Origin of the sequence: Catellatospora methionotrophica (assembly GCF_011297335.1) — a bacterium.
In the GTDB taxonomy this organism is placed as follows: domain Bacteria; phylum Actinomycetota; class Actinomycetes; order Mycobacteriales; family Micromonosporaceae; genus Catellatospora; species Catellatospora methionotrophica.
This window is the reverse complement of sequence record NZ_JAAOTJ010000016.1, coordinates 100,697-127,237: the sequence shown is the minus strand read 5'-3', so window position 1 is coordinate 127,237 and position 26,541 is coordinate 100,697. Positions and strand designations below refer to the sequence as shown.

Annotated in this window: 27 protein-coding genes; 20 read left to right on the top strand and 7 right to left on the bottom strand. The window is 72.4% G+C overall.

All coding sequences use genetic code 11. The annotated features are described in order from the left end of the window. Nucleotides 1-42 precede the first annotated feature (42 nt). The 5 genes from HAV40_RS28635 to pstB all read left to right on the top strand — a co-directional run bounded on the left by HAV40_RS28635 (nt 43) and on the right by pstB (nt 5,771). Entirely contained in the window at nt 43-1,689 is a 1,647-nt protein-coding gene (locus HAV40_RS28635; protein ID WP_166386654.1) for a hypothetical protein, read from the top strand. Nucleotides 1,690-1,868: 179 nt separating this feature from the next. Next, nucleotides 1,869-2,930 (top strand): phosphate ABC transporter substrate-binding protein PstS, encoded by a 1,062-nt coding sequence (gene pstS, locus HAV40_RS28630; protein ID WP_239086891.1) that lies wholly within the window; start codon nt 1,869-1,871, stop codon nt 2,928-2,930. An 89-nt stretch (nt 2,931-3,019) separates the two neighbouring features. Continuing rightward, a complete protein-coding gene (gene pstC, locus HAV40_RS28625; RefSeq protein ID WP_166386650.1) occupies nt 3,020-4,006 on the top strand; it encodes a phosphate ABC transporter permease subunit PstC in 987 nt (328 codons plus the stop codon). Continuing rightward, on the top strand, nt 4,003-4,917 hold the full coding sequence (gene pstA, locus HAV40_RS28620; protein WP_166386648.1) for a phosphate ABC transporter permease PstA: 915 nt from the start codon (nt 4,003-4,005) through the stop codon (nt 4,915-4,917). The genes pstC and pstA overlap by 4 nt, the downstream gene beginning before the upstream one ends. A 62-nt stretch (nt 4,918-4,979) precedes the next feature. Beyond that, complete coding sequence (gene pstB, locus HAV40_RS28615; RefSeq protein WP_239086892.1) at nt 4,980-5,771, top strand: phosphate ABC transporter ATP-binding protein PstB; 792 nt, start codon at nt 4,980-4,982, stop codon at nt 5,769-5,771. A gap of 98 nt (nt 5,772-5,869) precedes the next feature. Here pstB and HAV40_RS28610 read toward each other — a convergent pair whose 3' ends face one another. The 3 genes from HAV40_RS28610 to HAV40_RS28600 are packed head-to-tail and all read right to left on the bottom strand — an operon-like array spanning nt 5,870 to nt 8,529. Continuing rightward, nucleotides 5,870-6,451, bottom strand: coding sequence for an NUDIX hydrolase (locus HAV40_RS28610; protein ID WP_166386644.1), 582 nt, complete (start codon nt 6,449-6,451; stop codon nt 5,870-5,872). Next, nucleotides 6,441-7,616 carry a thiolase family protein gene (locus tag HAV40_RS28605; protein ID WP_166386642.1) on the bottom strand — a complete coding sequence of 392 codons (1,176 nt, stop codon included), beginning with the start codon at nt 7,614-7,616 and terminating at the stop codon, nt 6,441-6,443. The genes HAV40_RS28610 and HAV40_RS28605 overlap by 11 nt, the downstream gene beginning before the upstream one ends. A 31-nt stretch (nt 7,617-7,647) precedes the next feature. After that, a complete protein-coding gene (locus HAV40_RS28600; RefSeq protein ID WP_239086893.1) occupies nt 7,648-8,529 on the bottom strand; it encodes an aminotransferase class IV in 882 nt (293 codons plus the stop codon). 139 nt (nt 8,530-8,668) lie between these two features. On the opposite strand from HAV40_RS28600, the gene HAV40_RS28595 reads away from it, so the two are divergent. The 10 genes from HAV40_RS28595 to HAV40_RS28550 all read left to right on the top strand — a co-directional run bounded on the left by HAV40_RS28595 (nt 8,669) and on the right by HAV40_RS28550 (nt 17,577). Next, complete coding sequence (locus tag HAV40_RS28595) at nt 8,669-9,091, top strand: Fur family transcriptional regulator (protein ID WP_144127817.1); 423 nt, start codon at nt 8,669-8,671, stop codon at nt 9,089-9,091. After that, on the top strand, nt 9,091-10,158 hold the full coding sequence (gene ygfZ, locus HAV40_RS28590) for a CAF17-like 4Fe-4S cluster assembly/insertion protein YgfZ (protein ID WP_239086894.1): 1,068 nt from the start codon (nt 9,091-9,093) through the stop codon (nt 10,156-10,158). Before HAV40_RS28595 ends, ygfZ begins: the two co-directional genes overlap by 1 nt. Before the next feature lie 20 nt (nt 10,159-10,178). Continuing rightward, nucleotides 10,179-11,015 (top strand): beta-keto acid cleavage family enzyme, encoded by an 837-nt coding sequence (locus HAV40_RS28585; RefSeq protein WP_166386638.1) that lies wholly within the window; start codon nt 10,179-10,181, stop codon nt 11,013-11,015. A 29-nt stretch (nt 11,016-11,044) separates the two neighbouring features. Next, nucleotides 11,045-11,992 (top strand): asparaginase, encoded by a 948-nt coding sequence (locus HAV40_RS28580; protein WP_166386636.1) that lies wholly within the window; start codon nt 11,045-11,047, stop codon nt 11,990-11,992. A gap of 413 nt (nt 11,993-12,405) precedes the next feature. Continuing rightward, on the top strand, nt 12,406-12,810 hold the full coding sequence (locus HAV40_RS28575; RefSeq protein WP_409365006.1) for a helix-turn-helix domain-containing protein: 405 nt from the start codon (nt 12,406-12,408) through the stop codon (nt 12,808-12,810). Between the two features lie 2 nt (nt 12,811-12,812). Continuing rightward, on the top strand, nt 12,813-13,337 hold the full coding sequence (locus tag HAV40_RS28570; protein ID WP_166386632.1) for a hypothetical protein: 525 nt from the start codon (nt 12,813-12,815) through the stop codon (nt 13,335-13,337). 110 nt (nt 13,338-13,447) lie between these two features. After that, complete coding sequence (locus HAV40_RS28565) at nt 13,448-13,735, top strand: DUF2516 family protein (RefSeq protein WP_166386630.1); 288 nt, start codon at nt 13,448-13,450, stop codon at nt 13,733-13,735. 7 nt (nt 13,736-13,742) lie between these two features. Then, entirely contained in the window at nt 13,743-14,633 is an 891-nt protein-coding gene (locus HAV40_RS28560; RefSeq protein ID WP_166386731.1) for an alpha/beta fold hydrolase, read from the top strand. Between the two features lie 58 nt (nt 14,634-14,691). Then, nucleotides 14,692-15,456, top strand: a complete 765-nt coding sequence (locus tag HAV40_RS28555) for an EI24 domain-containing protein (RefSeq protein ID WP_166386628.1) — start codon at nt 14,692-14,694, stop codon at nt 15,454-15,456. 9 nt (nt 15,457-15,465) lie between these two features. Beyond that, complete coding sequence (locus HAV40_RS28550) at nt 15,466-17,577, top strand: endonuclease/exonuclease/phosphatase family protein (protein ID WP_166386626.1); 2,112 nt, start codon at nt 15,466-15,468, stop codon at nt 17,575-17,577. A gap of 160 nt (nt 17,578-17,737) precedes the next feature. On the opposite strand, the gene HAV40_RS28545 is transcribed toward HAV40_RS28550, so the two are convergent. Further along, a complete protein-coding gene (locus HAV40_RS28545) occupies nt 17,738-18,736 on the bottom strand; it encodes a LacI family DNA-binding transcriptional regulator (RefSeq protein ID WP_166386624.1) in 999 nt (332 codons plus the stop codon). An 11-nt stretch (nt 18,737-18,747) separates the two neighbouring features. After that, nucleotides 18,748-19,506: a maleylpyruvate isomerase family mycothiol-dependent enzyme gene (locus tag HAV40_RS28540; RefSeq protein WP_166386622.1), complete on the bottom strand. Its 759-nt coding sequence runs from the start codon at nt 19,504-19,506 to the stop codon at nt 18,748-18,750. A gap of 67 nt (nt 19,507-19,573) precedes the next feature. On the opposite strand from HAV40_RS28540, the gene HAV40_RS28535 reads away from it, so the two are divergent. Next, complete coding sequence (locus HAV40_RS28535; protein WP_166386620.1) at nt 19,574-20,629, top strand: UDP-N-acetylmuramate dehydrogenase; 1,056 nt, start codon at nt 19,574-19,576, stop codon at nt 20,627-20,629. A 318-nt stretch (nt 20,630-20,947) separates the two neighbouring features. Here HAV40_RS28535 and HAV40_RS28530 read toward each other — a convergent pair whose 3' ends face one another. Continuing rightward, nucleotides 20,948-21,718, bottom strand: coding sequence for a class I SAM-dependent methyltransferase (locus HAV40_RS28530; protein WP_166386618.1), 771 nt, complete (start codon nt 21,716-21,718; stop codon nt 20,948-20,950). 3 nt (nt 21,719-21,721) lie between these two features. Continuing rightward, nucleotides 21,722-22,468, bottom strand: a complete 747-nt coding sequence (locus HAV40_RS28525; RefSeq protein WP_166386616.1) for an SDR family NAD(P)-dependent oxidoreductase — start codon at nt 22,466-22,468, stop codon at nt 21,722-21,724. 100 nt (nt 22,469-22,568) lie between these two features. Here HAV40_RS28525 and mshA point away from each other — a divergent pair, with 100 nt between their 5' ends. From mshA to cobC, 4 genes are read left to right on the top strand one after another with little or no spacing between them, the layout of a single operon-like run. Further along, nucleotides 22,569-23,858 carry a D-inositol-3-phosphate glycosyltransferase gene (gene mshA, locus HAV40_RS28520; RefSeq protein WP_239086896.1) on the top strand — a complete coding sequence of 430 codons (1,290 nt, stop codon included), beginning with the start codon at nt 22,569-22,571 and terminating at the stop codon, nt 23,856-23,858. Between the two features lie 15 nt (nt 23,859-23,873). Further along, entirely contained in the window at nt 23,874-24,425 is a 552-nt protein-coding gene (locus HAV40_RS28515; protein WP_166386612.1) for a type III secretion system chaperone family protein, read from the top strand. Beyond that, the gene (locus HAV40_RS28510) at nt 24,422-25,402 is read left to right on the top strand and encodes a cobalamin biosynthesis protein (protein WP_275413516.1); all 981 of its coding nucleotides are present in this window, start codon (nt 24,422-24,424) and stop codon (nt 25,400-25,402) included. The genes HAV40_RS28515 and HAV40_RS28510 overlap by 4 nt, the downstream gene beginning before the upstream one ends. Further along, a complete protein-coding gene (gene cobC / locus HAV40_RS28505) occupies nt 25,399-26,460 on the top strand; it encodes an Rv2231c family histidinol phosphate aminotransferase CobC (RefSeq protein ID WP_166386610.1) in 1,062 nt (353 codons plus the stop codon). The genes HAV40_RS28510 and cobC overlap by 4 nt, the downstream gene beginning before the upstream one ends. The last annotated feature ends 81 nt before the right edge of the window (nt 26,461-26,541 follow it).

Sequence of the window (26,541 nt, the reverse complement as noted above, 5' to 3'; positions counted from 1 at the left end):
ACCTCTACCGCAATCCTGTGAGATCCATCACCATCTAAGGGTGTGGCCGTCCGACCCCGCGAGATCTTCCCCACGGGCTGTGTCGGGCCGGTCGCGGCGCGCACGGTGGACGGGTCAGGAGGCGGCGTGGTCGACCAGGAGCCCGACGTGCTGTCGCAGCGGGAGGAGTCGAGCCCGGCGGCCGCGCCAGCCGATTTCACGGACTGGGTGTCCCGCCGTCTGCCGCCTCTGGAACATGCCGCCCGGCAGCTGTCCGCAGACCCGACGCAGGGCGGCGCGCTGGCCCGGGACCTGCTGACCCTGGTCGCCCGGCGCTGGCCGTCGCTGCGCGGCAACGACGCCGAGCACCACGCGCCGCCGGGCGCGGCCGCGGACCGGCTGCTCCAGCGCCTCTTCGCGCGTGAGGTCGCCGATGCCGGACCGTCCTATCGGGTACGGCTGGAACTGGACCGCACACCGCCGCGCCGTGGCGGCTCCGCCCTGCCCGCGACCGCCGAGCAGGAGGCGGCCGAGCTGTGGCGGCGCGGCCGGGCCACCACCCGCCGCCGGTTGCTGATCGCGGGTGCCGTCGGGGCGGCGGCGCTGGGCGCGGCGGGAGTCCGCGCGCTGATCACCGGGCCCGACGAGAGCCTGCGGCCGTTACCGCCGCTGCCCTCCGGCCCGGTGCTGCTGGAGGGGGTCGACGAGGTGCCGCCGGTGCCGGACCAGCTCGCGCTGCGGGAGGCACTGGTCGCGCACCTGCCACGGGAACTCGCCCCCGGTGATCCGGCGACACTGCCAGCCCTGAGCAGGCAGCCGACGCCACGGGCGCAGGTCGTGCTCGACGCGGCCGTCAAGGGCGTCGGCGAGGGGCCGCTGCTGGTGCTGGGCGAGGACGGGGCCTGGCGCAGGGTCGACCAGCTTCCGGCGGAGGCCGCCGCGCTGCTGTCGCCGGGGTCGCTGTCCCCGGACGGCGCACGCGCCGCGGTGGTGACCGCCGACGAGCTGTGGGTGGTCGAGCTGGCCACCGGCCGGGCCCGGCGGCACGACATGGTGCCGCCGTCACCGGTCGTGATCTGGCTCAGCCCACGGCACCTGCTGGTCGCGGTCGACAAACTGCTGGAGGTCGGCACCGGCAGGCTGCTCGCGGTGCCGGTCGGAGTGCGTGACGCCGTCGGGCCCCGCCGCGCCAACGGCCAGGACACCCCGTCGACGGTGCTGGAACTGCTCTCGGCCGGGGAACCGATCACCGCGCCGCCGCGCGTGCGAACGTGGCAGTTCGACGGCCGCGACCAGAGCGAGGGCACGGTCGCGGTCAGCGGGCCGGGCGCCGGGCGGCTCGGCCCGTTCCTCGGGCCGGGGTTCGCCGTCGCGGGTACGGGCGGGCTGGTGGCGCGCCTCTGCGAGCCGATGGGGCTGCCGGTGCGGGCCGACTGGCGGGCCGGGATCGCGGTGGCCGTACTGGAACCCGGCTCGGCCCGGGTGCTGCGGATGCTGGCGGCCGACATCGAGGTGACCGGCGACCTGACGCTGCTGGGCTGGCTCGACCGGCGGCGCGTGCTGCTGCGCTGTGCGGGCGGAGCGGGCGCGCCATCGGGCGCGGGACAGCGGGTGCTGGTGTGGGACGTACGGGACGGCAGCCTCGCGCTGATCGCGACGGTACGGCCGGGTGGCGGCCTGTCCCTGGCCGACCTCGACGGGGCTGTGTGATCGCGTTCACTTGCTGGCCACGCCTTGCTGAGGGAGCCGACACCGGTCCTGTTTTGCCTGTTCACCCTGCGTTCACCTGGGACGGGAGAACCGGCTACCTCAGCCGTGCAATGTCGGGGTCAGGCCGGTGACGGCCTGTAATCCCTGACTAGGAAGGCACCCCTGAAGTGAACCGTACCGTGCTCTCTCGGCGCGTTTTCGCAGGCGTCGCGGTCGCTGCGCTTGCTCTTGCTGGTTGCTCCTCGAAGGGCGACCCGGGTACCGACCCCTCCGCCAGCGCCGCCGGCGGCCTGGCCTCCATCACCGGTGAACTGAAGGCGTCGGGCGCGAGCTTCCCGAACACCTACTACCAGGAGGTCATCCTCTCCCTGAAGGATGCCGCCCCGAACTTCAAGGTGACGTACAACTCGATCGGCTCGGGCGCGGGTAAGAAGGAGTACGGCTCCGGCCTGGTCGACTTCGCCGGCACCGACAGCACGGTCAAGGACACCGACGGCGTGCCGGCCGGTTCCTACCTCTACATCCCGACGGTCGCCGCGCCGATCACCGTGGCGTACAACCTCAAGGGTGTCGACAAGCTGCAGCTCAGCCCGGTCACCCTGTCGAAGATCTTCCAGCGCACCGTCAAGACCTGGAACGCGCCGGAGATCGCCGCCGACAACCCGGGTGTGACCCTGCCGGCCACCGCCATCTCCGTGGCGCACCGCTCGGACGGCTCGGGCACCACCAGCAACTTCACCAAGTACCTGGCCGCGGCCGCGCCCGACGACTGGAAGCTGGGCAGCGGCGACACCGTCGCGTGGCCGGCCGACACCCAGGCCGGTGCCAAGAACACCGGTGTGGCGCAGCTGGTCAAGGCTGCTGACGGCGCCATCGGCTACATCGACCTCAGCGACGCCAAGGACTCGGGCCTGCCGTTCGCCGCTATCAAGAACAAGGACGGCCAGTACGTTCTCCCGACGCTGGAGGGCGCCACCGCGGCCCTCGCCGGCGCCGAGGTCAAGGACGACCTGACCTTCAACCCGCTGAACGCTGCCGGTGCTGCCACCTACCCGATCACCGCGCCGACCTACCTGCTGGTCAAGCCGAAGTACGACGACCCGAAGAAGGCCGAGCTCGTCAAGGCTTTCGTCAAGTACGTGCTGACCGACGGCAAGGCCATCGCCGCCGAGGTGAACTACGCCGTGCTGCCGACGGAGCTGCAGGCCAAGGCTCTCGCCCAGCTGGACAAGGTCAGCTGAAGCTGATCTGACCTGAGCACCACCCCCGGTGCGGCGGGTCCGGAAGGACTCGCCGCACCGGCCTCGCCAGGCCACCCCCCGGAGTAGAGATGACAGTCCTAGACAAAACCGCTCAGCTGACCCGGAAAGACCGCGGCAGGCATGCCGACCGGCTCTTCTGGGCCTTGTGCGTCTCCGCGGGCTTCGCGGTGCTGGTGATCCTGGCATTGATCCTGATCACCATGGTGAAGGAGGCCTATCCGGCCTTCTCCGCCGACTTCTTCACCAGTTCGAGCTGGGTCCCCAACGATCCCGACGGCGACGGCCCGGCCAAGCCGGTCTACGGCACGCTGGCCTTCCTGTACGGCACGGTCGTGGTCTCCGCCATCGCCGTGATCGTCGCGGTCCCCGTCTCGATCGGCATCGCGCTGTTCCTGACCGAGCTCGCGCCGCGCCGCGTCCGCACCGCCATCGTCACGCTCATCGACCTGCTGGCCGCGGTGCCCTCGGTGGTCTTCGGCCTCTGGGGCATCCTGGTCGTCGCGCCCGCCCTGGTGCCGGTGTACCAGGGGATGCATGACGTGCTGGGCGGGGTGCCGGTGCTCGGCTCGCTGTTCGGCGAGCCGCGTAGCAGCGGCCGTACCTTCATGACCGCCGGGCTGATCCTGGCCATCATGATCGTCCCGATCATCACGTCGATCGCGCGCGAGGTCTTCGCGACCGTGCCGGACTCCGACAAGCAGGCAGCCTGGGCGCTCGGTGCCACCCGCTGGGAGATGATCAAGGGTGCGGTGCTGCCGCACAGCTTCGGCGGCGTGGTCGGCGCGGTGATCCTCGGCCTCGGCCGCGCGATGGGCGAGACCATCGCGGTCGCGCTGGTCATCGGCAGCTCGGTGCAGATCGCCGCGAACGTCTTCGAGAGCGGCTACGCGCTGCCGGCCATCATCGTCGACCAGTGGGGCGAGTCCACCGGCGAGTTCACCGCCGCGCTGATCGGCATGGGCGTGGTGCTGTTCGTCATCACGGTGCTGGTCAACCTGGTCGCCCGATTCGTCGTACGCCGGGCGGAGATCCGGATGAGGGGAGCGTCGGCATGACGACCACCGCTACTCGCCCGTCGGCCGCTGCCGCGCCGGTGCCGGCGGACCTGCGCCGCTCGGCGCTGCCGCTGCGCCGCCGGATGACCGACGGCTTCAGCAAGGGCCTCATGGGGCTGGCGCTGCTGATCGCGCTCATCCCGCTGGGCCTGGTCATCTACCACGTGACCAGCCGCGGCATCGCGGTGCTCGACTGGGACTTCATCATCGACGACATCCCCAACTCGGCCCGCCGGGCCGGAGGTGGCATGGGCCCCGCCGTCGCGGGAACCCTGCTCATCACCGGTGCCGCGGCCGCCATGGCGATCCCGCTGGGCGTGCTCGGCTCGATCTACCTCAACGAGTACGGCAAGCAGAACGCGCTGGCCCGGCTCATCCGGACGATGGCCGACGTCATGACGGGCGTGCCCTCGGTCGTCATGGGCCTGTTCATCTACGTCTCGTACGTGCTGATCGTCAAGGAGCAGTCCGGCTTCGCGGCCGCGCTCGCCCTGGGCTGCCTGATGCTCCCGGTGATCATCCGCAGCTCCGAGGAGATGCTCCGCCTGGTGCCCGACGAGCTGCGCCAGGCCAGCGCCGCGCTCGGCGCCCGCCGCTGGAAGACGACCGTCTCCGTGGTGCTGCCCGCGGCGATCTCCGGCATCGTGAGCGGCGTGATGCTCGCCATCGCGCGCGCCGCGGGCGAGACCGCGCCGGTCGTACTGGTGGCCGGCACGATCTTCACCTCGAACTGGACGCTCGACGGGGCCAACACCACGCTCGCCGCGCAGATCTTCAAGAACGCCGGAGAGCCGTTCCCGGCGGCACAGGAACGTGCCTGGGGCGCGGCGCTCACGCTGATGGTGATCGTGCTCGTGTTCACCGTCGTGGCCCGCCTGATCTCCAGCCGCTTCGCCATCAAGGAACGTTGAGGATGACCACCATGAGCAGCGACTTCACCCTGTCCACCCTTCTTCCGGGAGCCGTGCCAGCCATGCCCGTCGCATCCGCAACGCCGGTGATGCAGTTGGAGAACGTCAGCGTCTTCTACGGCAACTACGAGGCCGTACGGGGCACCAACATGGCGGTCCGCGAGCACCAGATCACCGCGCTCATCGGCCCGTCGGGCTGCGGCAAGAGCACCGTGCTGCGCTCGCTCAACCGGATGAACGACCTGGTGGCGGGTGCCCGGGTGGCGGGCAAGATCACGTTCCACGGCCAGGACCTGTACGCCCCCGACGTCGACCCGATCCAGGTGCGCCGTCGTATCGGCATGGTCTTCCAGAAGCCGAACCCGTTCCCGAAGTCCATCTACGAGAACGTGGCGTACGGCCTGAAGATCAACGGGATCAAGGACAACATGGACGACCGCGTCGAGCAGGCGCTGCGCGGCGCGGCCCTGTGGGACGAGGTCAAGAACAAGCTGAAGACCAGCGGCCTGGCCCTGTCCGGCGGCCAGCAGCAGCGGCTGTGCATCGCCCGCGCGATCGCGGTCAAGCCCGAGGTGATCCTCATGGACGAGCCGTGCTCCGCGCTCGACCCGATCGCCACCGGCAAGATCGAGGACCTGATGCACGACCTGGCGGGCACGTACACCATCGTGATCGTCACCCACAACATGCAGCAGGCCGCCCGCGTCAGCCACCACACCGCCTTCTTCACCGCGGAGCTGGACGAGGCCGGCGTCCGCCACGGCCGCCTGGTCGAGTTCAACGACACCGGCCGCATCTTCACCAACCCCTCCGACAAGCGGACCGAGGACTACATCACCGGCCGCTTCGGCTGACCCACCCGGCCCCACCCCTGCGACAACTCTTAAAGACTCGCGGCCTCAGGACTGTCCTGAGGCCGCGAGTCTTTAAGAGTTGAGGCGGGTGGGGTGGGTCAGAGGGTGGGCATGTAGGGAGTGGTCACGTCTCGGTGGGTGGTCAGCATGTCTGTGACCGAGCGGTAGGCCGCGAGTTCGCGCAGCGTGACCAGGGTGGGCGGGAGCATCGGGAGGTCGCCGGACTCGTGTTCGGTGATCGCGTCCTCCAGGGTCAGCCAGCGGGCCTGGTCGGCTTCGAACTCGGGGAGGGCGGCTTCCTGGCCGTCGGGCATGGCGGCGAGGAAGAACCAGGTGTCGAAGCGGCGCGGCTCGAAGACGGGGGTCAGCCAGCGGTGCCACGGGGTCAGCGCGGCCGGGAGCAGGGTCACCCCGGTCTCCTCCTCGATCTCGCGGACCGCGGCGTCGGCGGGGGTCTCGCCCGCCTCCAGGGAGCCGCCGGGGAACGCCCACATGCCGCCGAACGCCATCGCCCGCATCCGCCGGATCAGGAAGATCGTGCGGTCGGGGCGGATCAGCACCACGGTGGACGCCTCGCGGGGCGTCGCGGGCTCGCGGCCCGACGCGGCGAACTCGCGGGCCAGCGCCTCGAACCGGGCCCGCTGCTCGGGCGGCAGCAGGTCGAACGGGTTACTCGACATGGACCAGCACCGCCTGTCCCTGGCCGACGCCGATGCAGGCCGCCGCGATGCCGTAGCCGCCGCCCCGGCGGCGCAGCGTGTGGCACAGGTCCATGACGACGCGGGGCGCGGACGCGCCGAGCGGGTGGCCGTACGCGATGGCGCCGCCGTCGACGTTGACCAGCTCCGGGTCGATCTCCGGCAGCTCGTGCAGGCAGCTGAGCACCATCGCGGCGAAGGCCTCGTTCAGCTCCCAGGCGGCGATGTCGCCGAAGCCGAGTTTCGCCTTGGCGAGCAGGGCGCGGATCGCGGGGACCGGTCCGGTGGAGAAGCGCTCCGGTGAGACTCCGGCGACGGTGCTGGCCACGATGCGGCCGAGCGGCTGTACGCCGAGGCGCTCGACGGCGGCCGCCGAGCCGACCAGGGTCGCGGCCGCGCCGTCGTTGACGGGGGAGGAGTTGCCCGCGGTGACCGTGCCGTCGGGCGTGAACGCGGGGCGCAGCTTGGCGAGCGCGGCGGCGCTGGTGTCGGGGCGCACCGACTCGTCGCGGGTGACCCCGTTGACCTCGAACACCCGGTCGTCGAAGCGGCCCTGCGCCCAGGCGGCGGCGGCCCGCTGCTGCGAGCGCAGCGCCCAGGCGTCCTGGGCTTCGCGGCCGATGCCGAACTCGTGGGCCACCTGCTGGGCGGCGACGCCCAGCGGCACGGTCCACGCGTCGGGCATCAGCGGGTTCACCAGACGCCAGCCGAGCTGCGTGTTCCACAGCTTCGCCTCGCCGGGGAAGGCCGTGTCGGGCTTGGCCATCACGAACGGGGCGCGGCTCATGCTCTCGACGCCACCGGCGATGACCAGGTCGAGGTCGCCCGCGCGGACGGCCCGGGAGCCCTGCACGATCGCTTCCGCGCCGGCCGCGCACAGGCGGTTGACGGTCACCCCGGGCACCGTGGCGGGCAGCCCGGCGAGCAGGGCCGCCATGCGGGCCACGTTGCGGTTGTCCTCGCCGGCGCCGTTGGCGTCACCGAGGATCACGTCCTCGATCAGCGCGGGGTCCAGGTCGGGGTGCCGCTTGAGTAGCGCGACCAGGGGCGCGGCCGCGAGGTCGTCGGTGCGTACGCCGGAAAGCCCGCCCTTGTGGCGGCCGAACGGGGTGCGGACCGCGTCGATGAGATACGCCTGCGAGGTCATGCTCCGCAGGCTACGTCACCTGAGGGATCGTTCAGTAACCCAGGCTCGGGAAGCCGAGGTAGCCCAGCAGGTTCCCGGTGTGCGCGGACGGGGCCGACGCGACGCCGTCGATCGAGCGCAGCTCGGCGACGCCGCGCACGCTGGACAGCAGCCACACGCCGTCGGCGGCGGCCAGCCCGGCCGGGGTCACCATGCGCTCGGCGGCGGTCCAGCCGAGGTCGGCGGCGTGGTCGAGCAGGTGCCGGGCGGTCGTGCCGGGCAGGATGCCGGTCGGCTCGACGGGCACCGTGCACAGGACGTCCCCGTCGAGCCAGGCCAGCGTCGAGGTCGGGCCCTCCAGGGCGTATCCGTCCTGGGAGACCCACAGCGCGTCGTCGGCGCCCTGCGCCAGCGCCCAGCGCTGCGAGGCCATGTTGATCGCGTACGACAGCGACTTGACGCCGCCGAGCAGCCACGGGGCCGACGTTCGCGCGTCGGCCGGGTAGCCGAGCGAGATGGTGGTGACGGTGATGCCGTCGCGGCGCGCGGCCAGGGTCGCCGCGCCGATCGGGTTCAGCGACGCGAAGCAGGTGACCGGGCCGCCGCTGGCGGCGCTCGCCTCGGGGCCGCGGGTGCAGGTCAGCCGCAGCGCGCCCTCGACCTCGGCGGGCCACTGCGCGCAGGCCAGCGCGGCCAGCTCCCGCAGGGCGGCCTCGGCGGGCAGGGCCAGCTCCATCCGGGCGGCCGAGCGGGCCATCCGGGCCAGGTGCTCGTCCAGCAGCCACGGCTGCACGCCGCCCCGGCCGTCGGGCCGTACGTGCATGGTCTCGAAGACGCCGTCGCCGCGCAGCACACCGAGGTCGTCGGCACGGAGCACGGGAGTGTCGGCCGGCACCACGCCAAGGCCCTGGACCACGAGAACAGGCTGCACCACGGCCGGAATGTTACGCGGCCCGGTGTCCGCCGCTCCCGCCCACCTTGATCGCCGCGCCCGCGCCCGGCCCCCGGTGGTGCGTTCGGCGTCACCGTGCGCGGGCGCGGGGCGCTTCCGCGTGGCGAACTATGATCGGACGATGCCCGAACAAGGCTCCGCGGAGCTGGCCGAACTGCTGCGTGATCGCGGTCTTCGGCTCACCCCCCAGCGGCAGCTGGTGCTCGACGCCGTGCGCCAGCTCGTCCACGCGACCCCCGAACAGGTGCACGCCGCCGTGTGCGAGGTCGCCTCGGGGGTGAACATCACCACCGTGTACCGGACCCTGGAGCTGCTGGAGGAGCTCGGGCTGGTCACCCACGTGCACCTGTCGCACGGCGCGCCGACGTACCACGACGCGGCGGTCGTGCAGCACGTGCACCTGGTCTGCCGCAACTGCGACACGGTCACCGAGCTGGAGCAGAGCGAGCTGGCCCCGCTCGCGGAGCGGCTGCTGTCGCAGCGCGGCTTCCGGATGGACATCGGGCACGTGGCGTTGTTCGGACTATGCGGGAGCTGTGCGTGATGGGTACGACCGTGCTGATGGGCCATTTCGACCCGGACTCCGCCGACGCCGCCGTCGCGGCCCACCACGGCGACCCCAACCGGGAGCAGCGCACCCTGCTGACCGCGGCCGGGATCGTGGACCGCTCGCATCGCGGCGTGCTGGCGCTGACCGGCCCGGACCGGCTGAGCTTCCTGCACAACCTCACCTCGCAGCACCTCACCGCGCTTGCCGACGGCCAGGGCACCCGCACGCTGGTGCTGTCTCCGCACGGGCACATCGAGCACGAGCTGTGGGTGTCCGAACTCGACGGCACGCTCTGGGTCGACGTCGAGCCCGGCACGGTCGACACGCTGGTGACCTTCCTGACCCGGATGCGCTTCTTCACCCAGGTCGAGATCAAACCCGCGGATCTGGTCGTACACAGCCTGACCGGCCCCGGCGCACTGGCCGCCGCCGCGAAGCTCGGCATCGCGGTGCCCGCCGAACCGGACGTGCTCGACGTGCCCGGCCCCAAGTTCGCCACCGGCGCCCTGCCGCCCCGCCCGACCACGGTGTACGCGCTGACCCCGCTGCCCGGCGGCGGCTTCGTCCGCAGGCACTCCCTCGGCGACCTGCCCGTGCTGGACCTGCTGCTGCCCGCCGGGACCGCCGCGGCCACGCTGGCCACCCTGGACGTGCCGCCCGCCGGGCTGTGGGCGTACGAGTCGGTGCGGGCCGCCGCGAAGCAGGCCCGGGTCGGCGTCGACACCGATCACCGGACGTTGCCGTCCGAGGTCGACCTGACCGCCGCCGCCGTACACCTGGAGAAGGGCTGCTACCGGGGCCAGGAGACGGTCGCCCGCGTGCACCACCTCGGCAAGCCGCCCCGCGCCCTGCGCCTGCTGCACCTGGACGGCATCGCCACCGACGAACTCCCCGTGCGCGGCACCGAGATCACGGCGAACGGCCGTACCGTCGGATTCGTCGGCACCTCGGCCCGGCATGCGGAACTCGGGCCGATCGCACTCGCGGTCGTGAAGCGCAATATTTCCGGTGACACCCCCCTGACTGCGGGAGAATCTTCGGCCTCTATCGACCCTGACTAGAAATATGACAGGATGCGCGCATGACGAACGGCACTCTGATCACCGTCGCGCCCACCGGCGCGGAATCCGCCAAGGCTGACGTCCCCGCCCTGCCGGTGACCCTGGACGAGCTGGTCGCCACCGCCAAGGAGTGCGAGGCCGTCGGCGCGAGCGTGATCCACGTGCACATCCGCGACGACGACGCCCAGCCGAGCCTGGACCCGGTCCGGCTGCGCGAGACCGTCGCGGCGCTGCGTTCGAGCACCGACCTGATCGTGCAGCTGTCCAGCGGCGGTTCCGTGCACGACCCGGAGTCCGCCCGGCTGGCGGTGCTCGACGCGGGCCCGGACATGGCCAGCTGCACCATGGGCACCGTCAACTTCGGCGACGACGTCTTCATGAACCGCTGGGAGTTCATCGTCGGCCTGCACACCCGCATGCAGGAACGCGGTGTCGTGCCGGAGTACGAGATCTTCGACCTCGGTCAGCTGTGGGCGCTGCAGCGCCTGCTCGACAAGCACGGCCTGCCCGCGGGCGGGCACGTGCACGTCGACTTCGTGATGGGCGTGCCCGGCGGCATGCCCGGCACCCCCGCCGCGCTGGTCGCCTGCCAGCAGGCGCTGCGCGAGCTGCCCGACGGCACCACGTTCTCGGCCACCGGCATCGGCCGGTTCACCCTGCCGGTGCTGCTCACCTCGCTCGGTGCGGGCGGCCACCTGCGGGTCGGCATGGAGGACACGGTCACCTACGCCAAGGGCCAGCCGGTCGAGTCCAACGCCCAGCTGGTCGCACGCGCGTCCGCATTCGCCCGGTTGGCGCAGCGGCCGCCGCTGACGCCGGGTGAGGCACGCAACCTCCTGGGGATCCCGCCGCGCTGAAATGTGAAACACCGGTAGCGTTCCTTACCATGGGCAAGGTTTACGAGGGCGGCGTACCGCTCGTCGAGGTGGAACGCAGTGGTTTCGTCGAGGGCGGCCACCGCGGGTCGGTGATCGTCCTGGACGCGTCGGGCAACCCGGTCGCGTCGGCGGGTGACGTCACGGGCCCGATCTTCGCGCGCTCGTCCAACAAACCCATGCAGGCCATCGGCATGCTGCGTGCCGGGCTGCGCCTGGCCGACCCGGCCGACCTGGCACTGGTCACGGCCAGCCACTACGGCGAGGACTTCCACATCGCCCGGGTACGTGCCCTGCTGCGCAGCGGCGGGCTCACCGAGGCGGCCCTGCGCTGCCCGCCCGACCTGCCCCTGGACGACGCCGCGAAGATCGCCAGCGGCGGCACCCCGCAGCGGGTCTACATGAACTGCTCCGGCAAGCACTCCGGCATGCTGCTCACCTGCCGCGCCGCTGGCTGGAGCGCCGAGGACTACGTCCAGGCCGACCACCCGCTGCAGCAGCGCCTCAACGAGACCATCGAGGAGTTCGCGGGGGAGTCCGCGGCCGCGATGGGCGTCGACGGGTGCGGCGCGCCGGTGCTCGCGCTGTCCCTGACCGGCCTGGCCACCGCGTTCCACCGGCTCGCCGAGGGCGTGCCCGGCTCGCTGGAGCGCTCGGTCGCCGACGCGATGCGGGCATACCCCGAACTGGTCAGTGGCACCAACCGCGAGGACGCCCAGCTCATGCGCGCCGTTCCCGGCCTGGTCAGCAAGGTCGGCGCGGAGGGCGTCTGGGCCGCCGCCGTACCCGGCAAGGGCGCGGTCGCCGTCAAGATCGACGACGGTGCCGCCCGTGCCCGAGGCCCCATCATGATCACCGCCCTGCGCCGCCTCGGCGTCACCGCCGACGTCCCCACCCTCGCCGAACCCCGCCTCCTCGGCGGCGGCCGCCCCGTAGGCGCCCTCCACCCCCTCTGGTAACAACCCCCCGCGCCCCGCCCCGCCCCCGTCCCGCGCCCCGCCCCGTCCCGCGCCCCCGCCCCGTCCCGCGCCCCCGCCGCGTCCCGCCCCGCCGCGCCGCGTCCTGTCTAGCCCCGCCCCGCCCCGCCCCGGCGCGCCCCGCGCCCCGCCGTGTCAGACGCTCAAGATCGCCGTTTGAGGTCAGGAAGTGCGGTCACGCCCCACCTTTTGACCTCAAGTGGCGATCATCGCGGTGGGTCGGGCGGGTGGCGGGGAGTGTGGTGCGGTGGTTTGGGGGATATGGGGTTGGGTGGGCGATTTGGGGCGTGGTGTAAGTCGCTAGCGGGGAGTTAGCAATATGCTTGCTGTTGCTAGCGGTCGTGGGTAGCTTGGTGGGCGTGCAGAGTCCCGACATCGGTGCCTTCATCAAGGATATGCGGGAGAACGCCCGTATTTCCCTGCGGCAGCTGGCCGAGCAGGCCAACATCAGCAATCCGTACCTCAGCCAGATCGAACGCGGGCTGCGCAAGCCGTCCGCCGAGGTGCTGGCCCAGCTGGCTGCGGCACTGCGGGTCTCCACCCCGGCCATGTACCTCAAAGCCGGGCTGCTCGGGTCTGACGACCATCAGAGCGTGCCGACCGCCGTCGCGGCCGACCCGCTGCTGACGGTCGCGCAGAAACAATCACTCACGCAGATCTACGAGACGTTCGTACGCGAGAACGCGCGCGCCGAAGAGACCGCCGACCCGGCGGAGCAGACCGTTGCCACGGCGAGGAAGCCGGCGGTGAAGAAGGCGGTCAAGAAGGCCGTGCGGCAGCAGGCACAGGAGGAACAGTGACCATGACCCAGACGTCGAGCAAGTCCGACAGGTCCGACGACCGCACCTACCCGAGCGCGTTCTACGCGGCGGCGGGGGTCGGCGACATGGCGTACGCGCAGCTGCGCAAGCTGCCGGAGCTGGCCGACAAGCTGCGTGACAAGGCCGCGGAGCTGGCCGACCAGGCCACCAAGGCCGACGTGCCGCAGTGGAAGGCCAAGGCCAACGAGTACGGCGCCTTCGCCACCGGCAAGGCTGCCGAGTTCACCTCCAAGGTCGACGCGGCGCAGATCCGCGACAGCATCGTGGCGGGCACCCAGACCGCGGCGGAGAAGGCCACCAAGCTCTACGACGCACTGGTCGCCCGTGGCGAGCAGGCGTTCACCGAGCAGGCCCCGACGCCGGGCTTCGAGCCGAAGACCGAGTCGAAGGACGGCCACACGGCGCACGCCGAGACCAAGGCCGAGGCCACGGCCGAGACCAAGGCCGAGGATGTGCCGCCGGCCGCGAAGCCCGCCGCGAAGAAGCCGCCGCGCTCCGCCAAGTGACCACCGCACTCGTCGCGGCACGCCGATCACCGGGTCGGCGCGCCGCGACGAGGCGTATCCGGCGTCGTCACCGCTGGGATGGCGGGCCCGATGGTTCTAAGCTGTGACCCATGGTCGCCTTAACTATCAGGAACGGGATCGACACGGTCCTGTGGATCTTCATTATGGGATTCCTGCTGTGGGCTTTCGTCGACTGCGTGATCCGGCGTAAGGGCATGTTCCCGGCGATCGGCACCATGCCCAAGATCGGCTGGCTGGCCGTGATCGGGCTCGTCAGCCTGCTGACCCTCGTCAGTACCTCACTCGGGATCTTCGCCTACGTCGGTGCGGGCCTCGCCGCGTACTACCTGCTGGACGTACGCCGCGGTCTGCGTGAGGCCGCCGAGGGACCCTGGTGATTTAGTGATCAACGATCTGCGCTGGCCGCCCCCGCCGGACGGATTCCCCCGACGCCTCGGCAAGCCGCGCAACTCCGCTCCGAACACCGGCCGCCCCGCCCCGCCCGCCCTGCCCACCGAGATCGTCGACACGCCGCACGGCGTACAGCTGGAACGGCTCAGCACCGGCGTCGGCGAGCCGGTCACCGTGTTCGCGCACGGCCTGGGCCACGGCATCGCCGAGACCCGGCCGTTGGGCAGCGCCGTGACGGGCAAGCGGGTCTTCTTCCAGTTCCGCGGGCACGGCGAGTCCAGCTCGCCGCGCGGCGCGTGGGACTACGGCGACCTGGCCCGCGACCTGCGCGCCATCGCCGACATGGCGGGCGCCACCCGGGCCCTCGGGGTGAGCCTCGGCGCGGGCGCGCTGTGCCGCCTGCTGGCCGAGACGCCCGACCGGTTCGAGAAGGTCGTGCTGTTCCTGCCCGCCGTGCTCGACCGGCGGCGGCCGGAGGCGGCCCGCCGCCGTCTGGTCAACCTGCTGGAGGCGATCAACAGCGGTGACCTGCCGACCGTGGCCAACGCCGTGGTCGAGGAGATCCCGCCGTCGGCCCGCAACGGGGCGTCCGGCTGGGCGTACGTGCGCCAGCGCCTCAACACCCTGATGAACACCGGTCTGAGCAGCGGCCTGCTCACCCTGCCCGACCAGGTGCCCGTGCCGGACGTGAACCTGCTCCGGGACGTCAGCGCCCAGGTGCTGGTCATCGGCTGCATAGGCGACGACCTGCACCCGGCCTCGGTCGCCGAGGAACTGGCCTCGGTGCTGCCCGACGCCACCCTGCACATCTACAACCGGCCCTCGGTGCTCTGGCACGAGCGTGCCGACCTGCGCGAACGCGTCTCCGGCTTCCTCAACGGCTGACCCCGCGCGCGACGCCGGCCCTTACGGCTGTCATCACCGTCCACTAGGCTCCCCGTTCGTGGCAGGTCGAGCGTTCTCAGAGTTCTTCGTCGGCGTACGCCTGCTCCTGCGGGGCGTCGGGCGTTATGTACGCAGCCCTCGGCTGATCCTGCTGGGGCTGATCCCCGCAGTGTTGAGCCTGCTGTTGTTCGTGGGGCTGTTCACGCTGCTGTTCTACAACCTCGACGGACTGTCCGGCACGGTCACCTGGTTCGCCGACGACTGGTCGGCCGACCTGCGCTCGTCGGTGCGCCTCTTCGCGGGCATCGCCATCGTCGGGGCGAGCGGCCTGTTCGCGATCGTGTCGTACACCGCGGTGACGCTGCTGATCGGCGACCCGTTCTACGAGGCGATCAGCAAGGCCGTCGAGGACGACTTCGGCGGCGTGCCGAACGAGGTCGACCTGCCCTGGCACCAGGAGCTGCGACGCAGCATCTTCGACGCGCTGCGGCTGCTGGCGGTGTCGCTGATGATCGCGATTCCGCTGCTCGCGGGCGGTTTCATCCCGGTCGTCGGGCAGACGGTGGTCCCGGTGATCGGCGCGTTCGTCGGTGGCTGGTTCCTGGCGCTGGAACTCGTCGCTGTCGCGTTCAACCGCCGCGGGCTGCGGCTGCCGGACCGCCGGGTGGCGCTGCGCAGGCACCGGGCCAGCGCGCTGGGTTTCGGCGTGGCGGTGTTCTGCTGCTTCCTGATCCCGCTGGGCGCGGTGCTGATCATGCCGGCCGCCGTCGCGGGCGGTACGCTGCTCGCCCGCCGATCGCTCGGCCTGTCCATCGAGAAGTAGGCCCCACCCGTGTCACGTAGGTCCCTCGCCCTGGTCGCGCTGCTGTTCGCGGTCACCGCCCAGCTGCTGCGGGCCTGCGGTCCGCTGCTGGACCAGCTGGCCGGGCCGGTCGGCATCGTCAACGCCGCCCTGATCGCCCTCGCGATCTTCGCTGTGCCGGGCGTGCTCGTGATGGCGGCGCCGCGCGTGCCCAGCCGGATCCCGCTGCTGACCGCCACGACGGCAGGGCTGGTCCTGGCCTGGTCGGCCGGTCAGGTGTTCGGGCTGTCGCTGGCGCTGACGGCGGCCGGGGCGGTGCTCGCCATGGCCGCGCTGGCGCTGACGGTGCGGCGCGCCGCCGACCCGGTGACCGCCACCGTCGGCCTGCTCGCCGGTGGCGTGGTCGATCTGTGCATCCGCTCGCTGACCGTCACCTGGGACCCGGCCTGGGGACAACTGCCGTCCCGCCTGGGGATGACGGCGCTGGTCCTGGTGCTGCTCCTCCTGGTGATCGGCCGTCCGACCGATGACCTGCGCGGCGACGCGACCTTTGCCGCGACCGACACCAAGACCGGTGGGGCGACTGGCGGCCTGCGCGACGACTTGACCGCCGCCGCTACGGCGGCCAAGTCCGGTGGGGCGACTGGCGACCCGCGCGACGACTTGACCGTTGCCGCTACGGCGGCCAAGACTGGCGGCCCGCTCGGCGGCGCGACCGATGCGGCGACGGACGCCAAGACCGGTCGGGAGACTGGTGCCGGTGCGGAGACGGGGAGTCCTGGGGCGGCTGGCACCGGGCGGACCTGGGCCCTGGGCGGCTACCTCGCGCTGTGGACGACGACGTTGGGCAATCCGGCGTTCGCGGCGTCGCAGTCGGGGGTCGCGCTGCAGCTGTGCGTCGCGGTCCTGATCGTGGTGCTGCTGGTCGCGATCGAGCTGGTGCGCCGGTTGACGCTGCACGGCGGCACGAACGCGATCCCGGAGCCCGACCACTGGATCGCGGGCTCGGCGGCGCTCGCCGGTATGGTCGGCGGCCTCGTCCTGGCCTGGTGGGGGACCGGGCCATGGGTGCTGCTCGGGATCGCCCTCACGCAGCTGTCGGCCACCGTCGCCGTCGCACGGGCGACCGCGGCCCCCGGCAACCGGGGCGACTGGGCGTACGGCCTCGTCTGGGTCCTGCCCGTGCTGCTATTCCAGGTTCACTACGACATGCCGCTGCCGTTCGACAACAGGTGGCTGTTGATCGCGCTCGGGGTCGCCCTCGGCTTCGCCGGGATGGGGCGGCGGCCCCTGCACCCGGGCGGCTGGCGCATCGACCTGCGCGGGCTCGTCGCGCGTCCGTCCCCGGCCACCGGCGTGCTCGTGCTGGCGCTGCTGGGACCGGCGCTGATGTACGCGACCCGGCCGCCCACCACCGATCCCGTCGTCGCCGGCACCGTGGACGTGAAGGTGCTGAGCTGGAACGTCAAGTACGGGCGGGACGACGCCACCGGGCGGGCGAACCCGCGCCAGCTCGCCGACGCGATCCGGGCGGTGAACCCGGACGTGGTGGTGCTCCAGGAGGTCAGCCGGGGGTGGGCCATCGGCGGCGGCGTGGACGTGGCCGAGTACCTGTCCCGCGAGCTGGGCATGCCGTTCGTCTGGTCACCTGCCGCTGACGGGCAGTTCGGCAACCTGCTGCTGACCCGCCTGCCGATCAGCGGTGTGCGTACGGGTTCGCTGCCGTACGGGCAGGGTCCGATGGGGCGGTCCTACCTGAAGGCGACGCTCGGCCTGGATGGCCGCAGCCTCGATGTGATCACCGCGCACCTGACGCACCGCAAGCCGAACACGCCGACCCGGCTGGCGCAGATCGACGAGCTGGTGGCGCAGGTCGACCCGGCCGTGCCGACGCTGGTCGCGGGCGACTTCAACTTCTGGCCGAGCTGGCCCGAGCAGCGTTCGTTCACCGGCGCGGGCTGGGTCTCGGCGCAGGACGTCACCGGCCACGGCGCGGCCTGGACCTCCCCGACCGACCATCCCACCAACCGCGTCGACTGGGTCTTCGGCTCCCCGCAGCTGGCCTTCACCGACTTCGCGGTCCTGAACGGCGTCACCTCCAGCGACCACTTCCCGATCCTGGCCACCCTCACCCTCCGCTGACGACCAGTTTCCGCCCGGCGGTCACACCCCCCAAGATCTGTTTTTGGGGACGCTGAGTGCCGCTCTAGGGGCGGCTAGCGTCCACAAAAACAGATCTTGACCGGCCTTCGCCCCGCGTCGCACACGGCGGCGCGTTCGCCCTTCCTTTGCGAGCGTCCGTTCAGGTGGTGCCGCGGATGACCAGTTCGGTGGGGAGGATGACGCTGTCGGCGATGTCCTCGCCGGCGGCCAGGCGCAGGAGCTGGCGGGCCATCTCGCGGCCCTGGCCGACGATGGGCTGGCGGACCGTGCTCAGCGGGGGTTCGGTGTAGCGGGCCAGCGCGATGTCGTCGAAGCCGATCACGGCGACGTCGTCGGGCACGCGGCGGCCCGCGGACTGCAGCGCCTGCAGCGCCCCGTGTGCCATCAGGTCGGACGCGACGAAGACCGCGTCCAGGTCGGGGTCGTCCTCCAGGAGCTGGCGCATGGCGACCGCGCCGGAGTCGCGGGTGAAGTCGCCGACGGCCACGATCGAGCGCCGGTCGCTGCCGCGCAGCTCCTCGCGGTATCCGGTGAGCCGGTCGATCCCGGCGACCATGTCCTGCGGTCCGGCGATCGTGGCGATCCGGGTGCGCCCGGTCTCCAGCAGGTGGCGGACCGCCATCCGGCCGCCGTTGACGTTGTCGACCTCGACGTACGGCACGCGGACCTGGCCGAGCGGGCGGCCGCCGCACAGCACCGGGATGCCCATCCGGGCCAGCGTGCCGGGCAGCGGGTCGGCGCCGTGCATCGAGGCGATCAGCACGCCGTCGATGTGCCGGGCCAGCGCGTACCGCTCGATGCGGTCGTGGCTGGCCTGCGAGCCCGCGACCATCAGCACGAGCTGTTTGTCGGCGGAGTCGAGTTCCTGGCTGACGCCGCGGATGATGCCGGGGAAGAACTGGTCGTCGGAGAAGACCCGGGACGGGCTCTCCGGCAGGATCAGCGCGTACGAGTCGGTGCGCTGGGTGACCAGGCTGCGCGCGGCCTGGTTGGGGACGTACCCCAGCTCGTCGATGGCGCGGCGCACCGCGGTGCGGATCGACTCGGCGACGGTGGGGGAGTCGTTGACGACGCGCGACACGGTGGCCCGGGACACCCCGGCCCGCTGCGCGACCTGTTCGAGGGTCGGCCGGGGCATCGGTGTGCCGCTCAGCCGGTGCGCAGGCTGGTCAGCAGCGATTCGTCGCCGCTGACCTCCAGCGTGTCGAAGCCGATCCGGCCCCACAGGGCGAGCATCAGGTCACTGGCCGGGCCGGACGCGTGCACGCGGGTGTCCGGGCCGTCGGCGTCGAGCAGGGTGTCGGTGTCCAGCAGGGCGATGCCCTCGCCGCGCAGCCGGATGAACCACTCCTGGCCCTCCTCGGGCGCGGTGAGCTGCACGACGCCGTACCGGTCGGTGGGGCCCTTGCGGCGGCCCGCGGGCAGCCAGCTGTCCAGCACCTCGGTGATGCCGTCGACGGCCAGCCGGTCGTCCAGCGGCTCGGCGAGGCCCTGCGACATCTGCATGTCCCAGCGGTGCACCGCGGTCTCGTGGGCCATCCGGCGGTGCCAGAAGTCGGCCGTTTTCGCCTGCGGGGCCCAGTTCCAGGCGGGCATGTGCGGGTCGAGCGCGTCGAGCAGTTCGACCAGGCTCTTGCACTCCTCGTCGAACCAGGTCAGCGTCTCGTCCGCGCCGGGGTAGTCGTGCCGCCGGGCCGCCGGGTCGGGGGCGCTGGTGATGCCCCGGCTGGCGAAACTGCGCACCCAGCGGTAGACCCCGCCCAGGTGGTGCACGAGGTTCAACACGGTCCAGTCCGGACACGTGGGCACGATCGCGGTCAGCTCGGCCTCGCCGGCGACGGCCCGGAACGCGGCCGCGTCAGCGCGCAGCGAGTCCAGCCACAGTTCCTTGCTGCCGTGAGCTCTCATGGCCTCGTCCTCATCGCGTCTTCCCCACCTGGTCATTCGGGATCAGTGGCGGCACTAGTGTGGTGACGTGTCTGACAATAGTCCCGCCCGCCACGCGCTCGCCGACCTGACCACCCTAGGGCTGGGAGGCCCGGCCGGACGGCTGGTCACGGCCGAGTCCGCGGACGGCATCGTGTCGGCCGTGCACGCCGCCGCCCGGTCCGCCGAGCCGCTGCTGGTGCTCGGCGGGGGCAGCAACGTGGTCATCGGCGACGTGGGCTTCCCCGGCACCGTGCTGCTGGTCCGGTCCAGCGGGGTCGAGGTCGTCGGCGAGCACGGCGACGCGGTGTCGCTGCGGGTCGCCGCGGGTCACCCGTGGGACGACTGCGTCGCCCGCACGGTCGCCGACGGCCTGTCCGGCATCGAGTGCCTGTCCGGCATCCCGGGGGCGTCGGGTTCGACCCCGATCCAGAACGTCGGGGCGTACGGGCAGGACGTGTCGCAGACGATCGAGGCGGTGACGGTGTACGACCGCACCGAGGGCGAGACGGTGGTGTTCAGCCCCGCCGACTGCCGCTTCGAGTACCGCAACAGCGTGTTCAAGTACACCGACCGCTGGGTGGTGCTTGACGTGACGTTCCGGCTGCGCCGCGACCCGCTGTCGGGCCCGGTGGGGCATGCCGAGCTGGCCCGGCTGCTCGGGGTCGGGGAGAACGGCCGGGTGCCGCTGGCCGACGTGCGCGCGGCGGTGCTGGAACTGCGCCGGGGCAAGGGCATGGTGCTCGACCCGGGTGACCCGGACACCGACTCGGTGGGCTCGTTCTTCACGAACCCGGTGCTCAGCGCCGCGGCGTACGCCGAATTGTCCCGGCGGTTCGACGGCGTGGAGCCGCCCGCCTGGCCGGGCGTGGACGGGGTGATGAAGGTGAGCGCGGCGTGGCTGATCGAGCGGGCCGGGTTCGAGCGCGGCTATGCCCGCGGGCCGGTGGCGATCTCGTCCAAGCACATCCTGGCGCTCACGCACCGCGGCGGTGGCACGACCGGTGAGCTGCTGGAACTCGCCACGGAGATCCGGGACCGGGTGCACGAGCGGTTCGGTGTCACGCTGCGCCCGGAGCCGGTCCTGGTCGGCTGCGAACTCTGACCCGGCGCGGTGCCGGTCAGGGGTGCGGACGGCGTCTGCCGCCCGCGAGCCAGCCGAGTCCTCCGCACACCACGAACAGCACGACCAGGCGGATCAGGTCGCCGCGATTCATTCGGCGGACCGCCGGGCCAGCACGAACGCGAGCACGAGCAGGACGATGCCGAGCACCAGCAGCCCAATCCCGAGCAGGAACGGCGGGCTGGACTGCACGGTGAGCTGCTGTCGGCTGTGCGACGACAGTGCTACGAACTCCCCAATTAGGTTCATAACGGACGTAACGACCGGCCAACCGGGAAGGGATCATCCTCCGGTCCGCGTTCAGCCCGGCCAGGGCAGGGTGACCTCGCCGAGGCGCCAGCGGGCGGGGCGGTCCAGGACCGGCCAGCCGGCCGCCTTCAGGCGCGAGACGGTGTCCAGCCAGCGCTGGCGCGGGCCGAAGACAGCCAGCGGGGCGGCGTGCCGCCAGGCCTCGTCGAGCGCGCGCAGCAGGTCGTACACCGGCTCGCCGGGCACGTTGCGGTGGATCAGGGCCTTGGGCAGGCGCTCGGCGAACGTGGCCGGGGACTCCAGGGTGGACAGCTTCGCGGCCAGGGTCAGCGTGGCCGGGGCGGCCGCCCCGGCGGGCAGCGCGGCCCAGGCGGCGAGGCGGCCCAGCTCGTCACAGGTGCCCTCGATCAGCCAGCCGCCCGGGGCCAGCCCGGCCGTCATCGTGGTCCACGCGGCGGGCACGGCGCTCTCGTCGTACTGCCGCAGCACGTTGAAGGCCCGGACCACGACGGGTCGCAGCCCGGCCAGCTCGAACCCGCCCCGCGCGAACGTCAGCCCCGGCGGGTCCGCGGCCACCTGAGCCGCCGCGACCCGCGCCGGATCGATCTCCAGCCCGGTCACCCGCACGTCCGGCCGCACCCGCGCCAGCCGCGCCCGCAGTTCCACCGCCGTGATCGGCGTGGCCCCGTAACCCAGGTCCACCACCAGCGGGTCCACGGCCGCACCGAGCGCCCGCCCGCACCACCACGCGATCCACCGGTCCACCCGCCGCAGCCGGTTCGGATTGGTCGTCCCGCGCGTGATCTCCCCCTGCGGCTTCACCGGTCAGACGCCGACGCGGTGGACCTTGTGCTGGGCGGCCTGGGCCAGGGGGCGGACCACGAGGCGGTCGATGTTGACGTGGTGGGGGAGCTCGGCGCACCAGGTGACGCAGGCGGCGATGTCGTCGGCGGTCAGCGGCTTCTCGACGCCCGCGTACACGGAGGCGGCGCGGGCGGCGTCGCCGGCGAAGCGGTTGAGGGCGAACTCGTCGGTCTTGACCATGCCGGGGTCGATCTCCACGACCCGGACCGGATCACCGCACAGCTCCAGGCGCAGCGTCTCGACCAGGGCGGTCTGCGCGTGCTTGGCCGCCGCGTAACCGCCGCCGCCCTCGTACACGATGAGCCCGGCCGTCGAACTGACGGTGACCACGGTGCCTGCACCGGAGGCGATCAGCGCGGGCAGCAGCGCCTTGGTCAGGCGCAGCGTGCCGAGCACGTTCACGTCGTACATCGCCTGCCAGTCGGCGATGCTGGAGTTGGCCACGGTGTCCGCGCCGACCGCGCCACCCGCGTTGTTGACCAGCAGGTCCACCCGGTCGACGGTCGCCGCGTACTCCGCGACTGCATAGTCGTCGGTGACGTCGCAGGTCACGGCCGTGCCGTTGATCTCCTTGGCGAGCGCCTCGACCCGCTCGGTGCGCCGGGCCAGCGCGTGCACGTGGTAGCCCGCGGCGGCGAGGTGTCGGGCGGTGGCGGCGCCGATGCCGCTGGACGCCCCGGAGACGACGGCGATCTTCTGGTACGACATGAGCAGCATCTTAGGCGTCGCGACGTCCCATCATCCGGGCTGCGACGCTCATCACCCCCGGATCGGGAAGACACCGGCCCTGACTGATGTTGATCGACACGTGAACTCTCGTTCCCTCCCCCAGGGGCTGCCCAGGCGGATCGCCACGCTCTCCGTGCACACCTCCCCGCTCCACCAACCGGGCACCGGGGACGCGGGCGGCATGAACGTGTACATCGTCGAGGTGTCCAAACGGCTGGCCAAGGCCGGTATCGAGATCGAGATCCTCACCCGGACCACCGGCGGCGATCTGCCCCCGCGCGCCGAACTCGCGCCCGGCGTGACCGTCCGCCACATCAGCGCCGGGCCGTACGAGGGCCTGGCCAAGGAGGATCTGCCCGCGCAGCTGTGCGCCTTCACCCACGGCGTGCTCGGAATAGAAGCCGCCCGCCCGCCCGGCCACTACGACCTGCTGGCCTCCCACTACTGGCTGTCGGGCCAGGTCGGCTGGCTGGCCAAGGACCGTTGGGGCGTGCCGCTGGTGCACACCGCGCACACCCTGGCCAAGGTCAAGAACAAGCAGCTGGCCGAGGGCGACCGGGCCGAGCCGATGGGCCGCGTCGTCGGCGAGGAGCAGGTCGTCGAGCAGTCCGACCGGCTCGTCGCGAACACCCCGACCGAGGCCCGCGAGCTGATCGACCTCTACAACGCGCCGCTGGAACGGGTCGCCGTCGTCGCGCCCGGTGTCGACCTGGAGCGCTTCCGCCCCGGCGACCGCCTCGCGGCCCGTGCCCGCCTCGGCCTGCCCGCCCGCGCGAAGATCATCGCATTCGTCGGCCGCATCCAGCCGCTCAAGGCCCCCGACGTGCTCATCCGGGCGCTGTCCGAGCTGCGCGACCCCGACGCGATCGCGCTGATCGTCGGCGGCCCCAGCGGCTCCGGCCTGGACCGCCCGACCTCGCTGATCGAACTGGCCGAGACCCTGGGCGTACGCGACCGGGTGCGCTTCCTGCCGCCGCAGGCCGGAGACCGGCTCGCCGACGTGTACCGGGCGGCCGACCTGGTCGCCGTGCCGTCGCACAACGAGTCGTTCGGCCTGGTCGCCCTGGAAGCCCAGGCCTGCGGCACGCCCGTGGTCGCGGCCGCCGTCGGCGGCCTGGTCACCGCCGTACGCGACGAGGTCAGCGGGGTGCTCGTCGACGGCCACGGCGCGGCCGACTGGGCGCGGGTGCTGGACCGGCTGCTGGCCGAGCCCGCCCGCCGCGACGAGCTGGCCCTGGGCGCGGTCACGCACGCGTACGACTTCTCCTGGGACCACACGACCGCCCGGCTGCTCGACGTCTATCGTGAGGCGATGACCGAGCACCGGTCCCGCCGGCAGCTCGAACTCGCCGGCTGTGCCCGGTGGTGACCTCCTAGGAGTCCCATGACCACGGTCGCCGAAGCCTGCGCGCTCATCGAGCAGGCCTGCGCCGAGCTGCCCCTGGACCGCACCGGCGAGAACTCGTACGTGGTGACCCTGCCCGGCACGCACAAGCTCAAGACGAACGTGAACCTCATCGTCGGCGAGCACGCGCTGCGCGTCGAAGCGTTCGTGGTACGCCAGCCCGACGAGAACCGCGAGGCCGTCTGGGCCTGGCTGCTGCGCCGCAACGCCAAGCTGTACGGGGTCGCGTTCACCGTCGACGCCGTCGGCGACGTGTACCTGACCGGCCGCCTGCCGCTGGGCGCGGTCACCCCGCAGGAGCTGGACCGGCTGCTCGGAGCGGTGCTGACCGCCGCCGACGAGTCCTTCGACACCCTGCTGGAACTCGGCTTCAGCAGCGCCATCAAGCGCGAGTGGCGCTGGCGGATCAGCCGCGGCGAACCCACCGACAACCTGCGCGCCTTCCGCCACCTCATGGACGAACCACTCGCCCCCGGCGACGAGGCCGTCCTCGACACCGGCACCGACGTGCTCCCGGAACCCGGCCGGTGACCTCCCGGCGCGCCGACGCGCTGGGCATGCTGGCCGGAGTCGCGCTCGACGCGGCACTCGGCGACCCGCGCCGCCTGCACCCGGTCGCCGGATTCGGCAACTACGCGCAGCTCGTGGAGCGGTACACGTACGCCGACTCGCGGCGGGCCGGGGCCGCGTTCACCGCGCTGGCCGTCGGGGTGCCGGTGGCGGCGGCGGTGCTCGCCCAGCGGGCCACCCGAAACCGTCCGGTGCTGCGCGGCGTACTGGTGGCGGCCGGGACCTGGGCCGTGCTCGGCGGCCGCAGCCTGCGCCGCGAAGGCGGCCTGATGGCCGGGGCGCTGGAACGCGGCGACCTGCCCGCAGCCCGCGCCCGGCTGTCCCACCTGTGCGGCCGCGACCCGTCCGCCCTGGACGAAGCCGGGCTCGCCCGCGCGACCGTCGAGTCCATCGCCGAGAACTCCTCCGACGCGGAGGTCGCGCCGCTGGTCTGGGGCGCGCTCGCCGGGCTGCCCGGCCTGGTCGGCTACCGCGCCGTGAACACCCTCGACGCCATGGTCGGGCACTGCTCGCCGCGATACGCCCGCTTCGGCACGGCGTCGGCCCGCCTCGACGACGCCGCCAACCTGCTCCCGTCCCGCCTCACCGCCGCTTTGGCCGTGGCGGCCGCGCCGCTGGTGTCAGGCTCCCCGGCCCGCACCGCCCACATCTGGCACCGCGACGGCGACGCCCACCCGAGCCCCAACTCCGGCCAGTGCGAATCCGCCTTCGCCGGCGCCCTAGGCGTACGCCTAGGCGGCACCAACGTCTACTTCGGCCGCTCCGAGACCCGCCCCGTCCTCGGCGACGGCCCCACCCCGCGAGGCGGCGACATTCGCCGCGCCGCGACGCTCTCCGCCGCTATCGGCCTGCTGACGGCGGCCCTTGCCGTCCTCACCCGCTGGACCCGAAGGAAGGGCACCTTCCTGACACTGCACGCCATGGAGCAGCGGAAATGACGGCGACGACGGCGGCATCGGGCAAACCGGTGGGAGACGGTTACGACCTCGGCCACCACGGTGACACCGAGGTCGGCGACGGACTGATCGACCTCGCGGTGAACGTGCGGCAGGCCCCGCTGCCCGACTGGCTCGCCGCCGCGATCCGCGACTCACTGACCCGCCTGGATGCATACCCCGACGGCACCGCAGCACGTGCCGCGGTCGCCGCCCGGCACCGCCGCGAACCCGGCGAGGTGCTGCTCACCGCCGGTGCCGCCCAGGCGTTCACGCTGCTCGCCCAGGGACTGCGCGACGTCCGCCACCCCGTCGTGATCCACCCCCAGTTCACCGAGCCGGAGGCGGCGCTGCTGGCCGCCGGGCACCGGGTGACCCGAGTCCTGCTGCCCGAACCGTTCACGCTCGACCCCGCCGCCGTGCCCGACGACGCCGATCTGGTCCTGCTCGGCAACCCGACCAACCCCACCTCGGTCGCGCACCCCGCCGACACGGTCGCCCGGCTCGCCCGGCCAGGCCGCATCCTCGTCGTCGACGAGGCGTTCGCCGACACCATCCCCGGCGAGCCGCACTCCCTGGCCACCCGCCGCGACCTGCCCGGCCTCGTGGTGGTGCGCAGCCTCACCAAGACCTGGGCACTGGCCGGGCTGCGCGTCGGCTACCTGCTGGCCGCACCGGACCTGGTGCGCAGGCTGGCCGCCGTGCAGCCGCTGTGGCCGGTGTCGACGCCCGCGCTCGCCGCCGCTGCCGCGTGTGCCACTCCGGCGGCCGTCGCAGCCGAGGAGGCGATCGCTGACGAGTTGACCGCCCGCCGCGAGCACCTGCTCACCGCCCTGCGGCAACTGCCCGAGGTGGCCGTCGCAGGCACCCCGGCCAGCTCGTTCGTGCTCCTCAAGGTCACCGGCGGCTTGGGCGTACGCGCCCGCCTGCGCGACGCGGGCTACGCCGTCCGACGCGCCGACACCTTCCCCGGCCTGGGCCCCGACTGGCTCCGCATCGCCGTCCGCGACGAGCCCACCAGCGACGCCTTCGTGGCCGCGCTCGCCCACGCGATCTACTGACCCGCCTCTCAGCCCGTCGTTGGCTTGCCATGATCGCCGTTTGCGGTCAAAACCTGGGGCGGGACTCCACATCCTGACCGT

Bases quoted from the DNA above. Each gene is read 5' to 3' on its own strand.
- pstC (WP_166386650.1), top strand. From the start codon at position 3,020: ATGACAGTCCTAGACAAAACCGCTCAGCTGACCCGGAAAGACCGCGGC.
- pstA (WP_166386648.1), top strand. From the start codon at position 4,003: ATGACGACCACCGCTACTCGCCCGTCGGCCGCTGCCGCGCCGGTGCCG.
- pstB (WP_239086892.1), top strand. From the start codon at position 4,980: ATGCCCGTCGCATCCGCAACGCCGGTGATGCAGTTGGAGAACGTCAGC.
- HAV40_RS28610 (WP_166386644.1), bottom strand. From the start codon at position 6,451: ATGTCGAGTAACCCGTTCGACCTGCTGCCGCCCGAGCAGCGGGCCCGG.
- HAV40_RS28605 (WP_166386642.1), bottom strand. From the start codon at position 7,616: ATGACCTCGCAGGCGTATCTCATCGACGCGGTCCGCACCCCGTTCGGC.
- HAV40_RS28595 (WP_144127817.1), top strand. From the start codon at position 8,669: ATGCCCGAACAAGGCTCCGCGGAGCTGGCCGAACTGCTGCGTGATCGC.
- ygfZ (WP_239086894.1), top strand. From the start codon at position 9,091: ATGGGTACGACCGTGCTGATGGGCCATTTCGACCCGGACTCCGCCGAC.
- HAV40_RS28585 (WP_166386638.1), top strand. From the start codon at position 10,179: ATGACGAACGGCACTCTGATCACCGTCGCGCCCACCGGCGCGGAATCC.
- HAV40_RS28580 (WP_166386636.1), top strand. From the start codon at position 11,045: ATGGGCAAGGTTTACGAGGGCGGCGTACCGCTCGTCGAGGTGGAACGC.
- HAV40_RS28575 (WP_409365006.1), top strand. From the start codon at position 12,406: ATGCGGGAGAACGCCCGTATTTCCCTGCGGCAGCTGGCCGAGCAGGCC.
- HAV40_RS28570 (WP_166386632.1), top strand. From the start codon at position 12,813: ATGACCCAGACGTCGAGCAAGTCCGACAGGTCCGACGACCGCACCTAC.
- HAV40_RS28565 (WP_166386630.1), top strand. From the start codon at position 13,448: ATGGTCGCCTTAACTATCAGGAACGGGATCGACACGGTCCTGTGGATC.
- HAV40_RS28545 (WP_166386624.1), bottom strand. From the start codon at position 18,736: ATGCCCCGGCCGACCCTCGAACAGGTCGCGCAGCGGGCCGGGGTGTCC.
- HAV40_RS28540 (WP_166386622.1), bottom strand. From the start codon at position 19,506: ATGAGAGCTCACGGCAGCAAGGAACTGTGGCTGGACTCGCTGCGCGCT.
- HAV40_RS28525 (WP_166386616.1), bottom strand. From the start codon at position 22,468: ATGTCGTACCAGAAGATCGCCGTCGTCTCCGGGGCGTCCAGCGGCATC.
- HAV40_RS28515 (WP_166386612.1), top strand. From the start codon at position 23,874: ATGACCACGGTCGCCGAAGCCTGCGCGCTCATCGAGCAGGCCTGCGCC.
- cobC (WP_166386610.1), top strand. From the start codon at position 25,399: ATGACGGCGACGACGGCGGCATCGGGCAAACCGGTGGGAGACGGTTAC.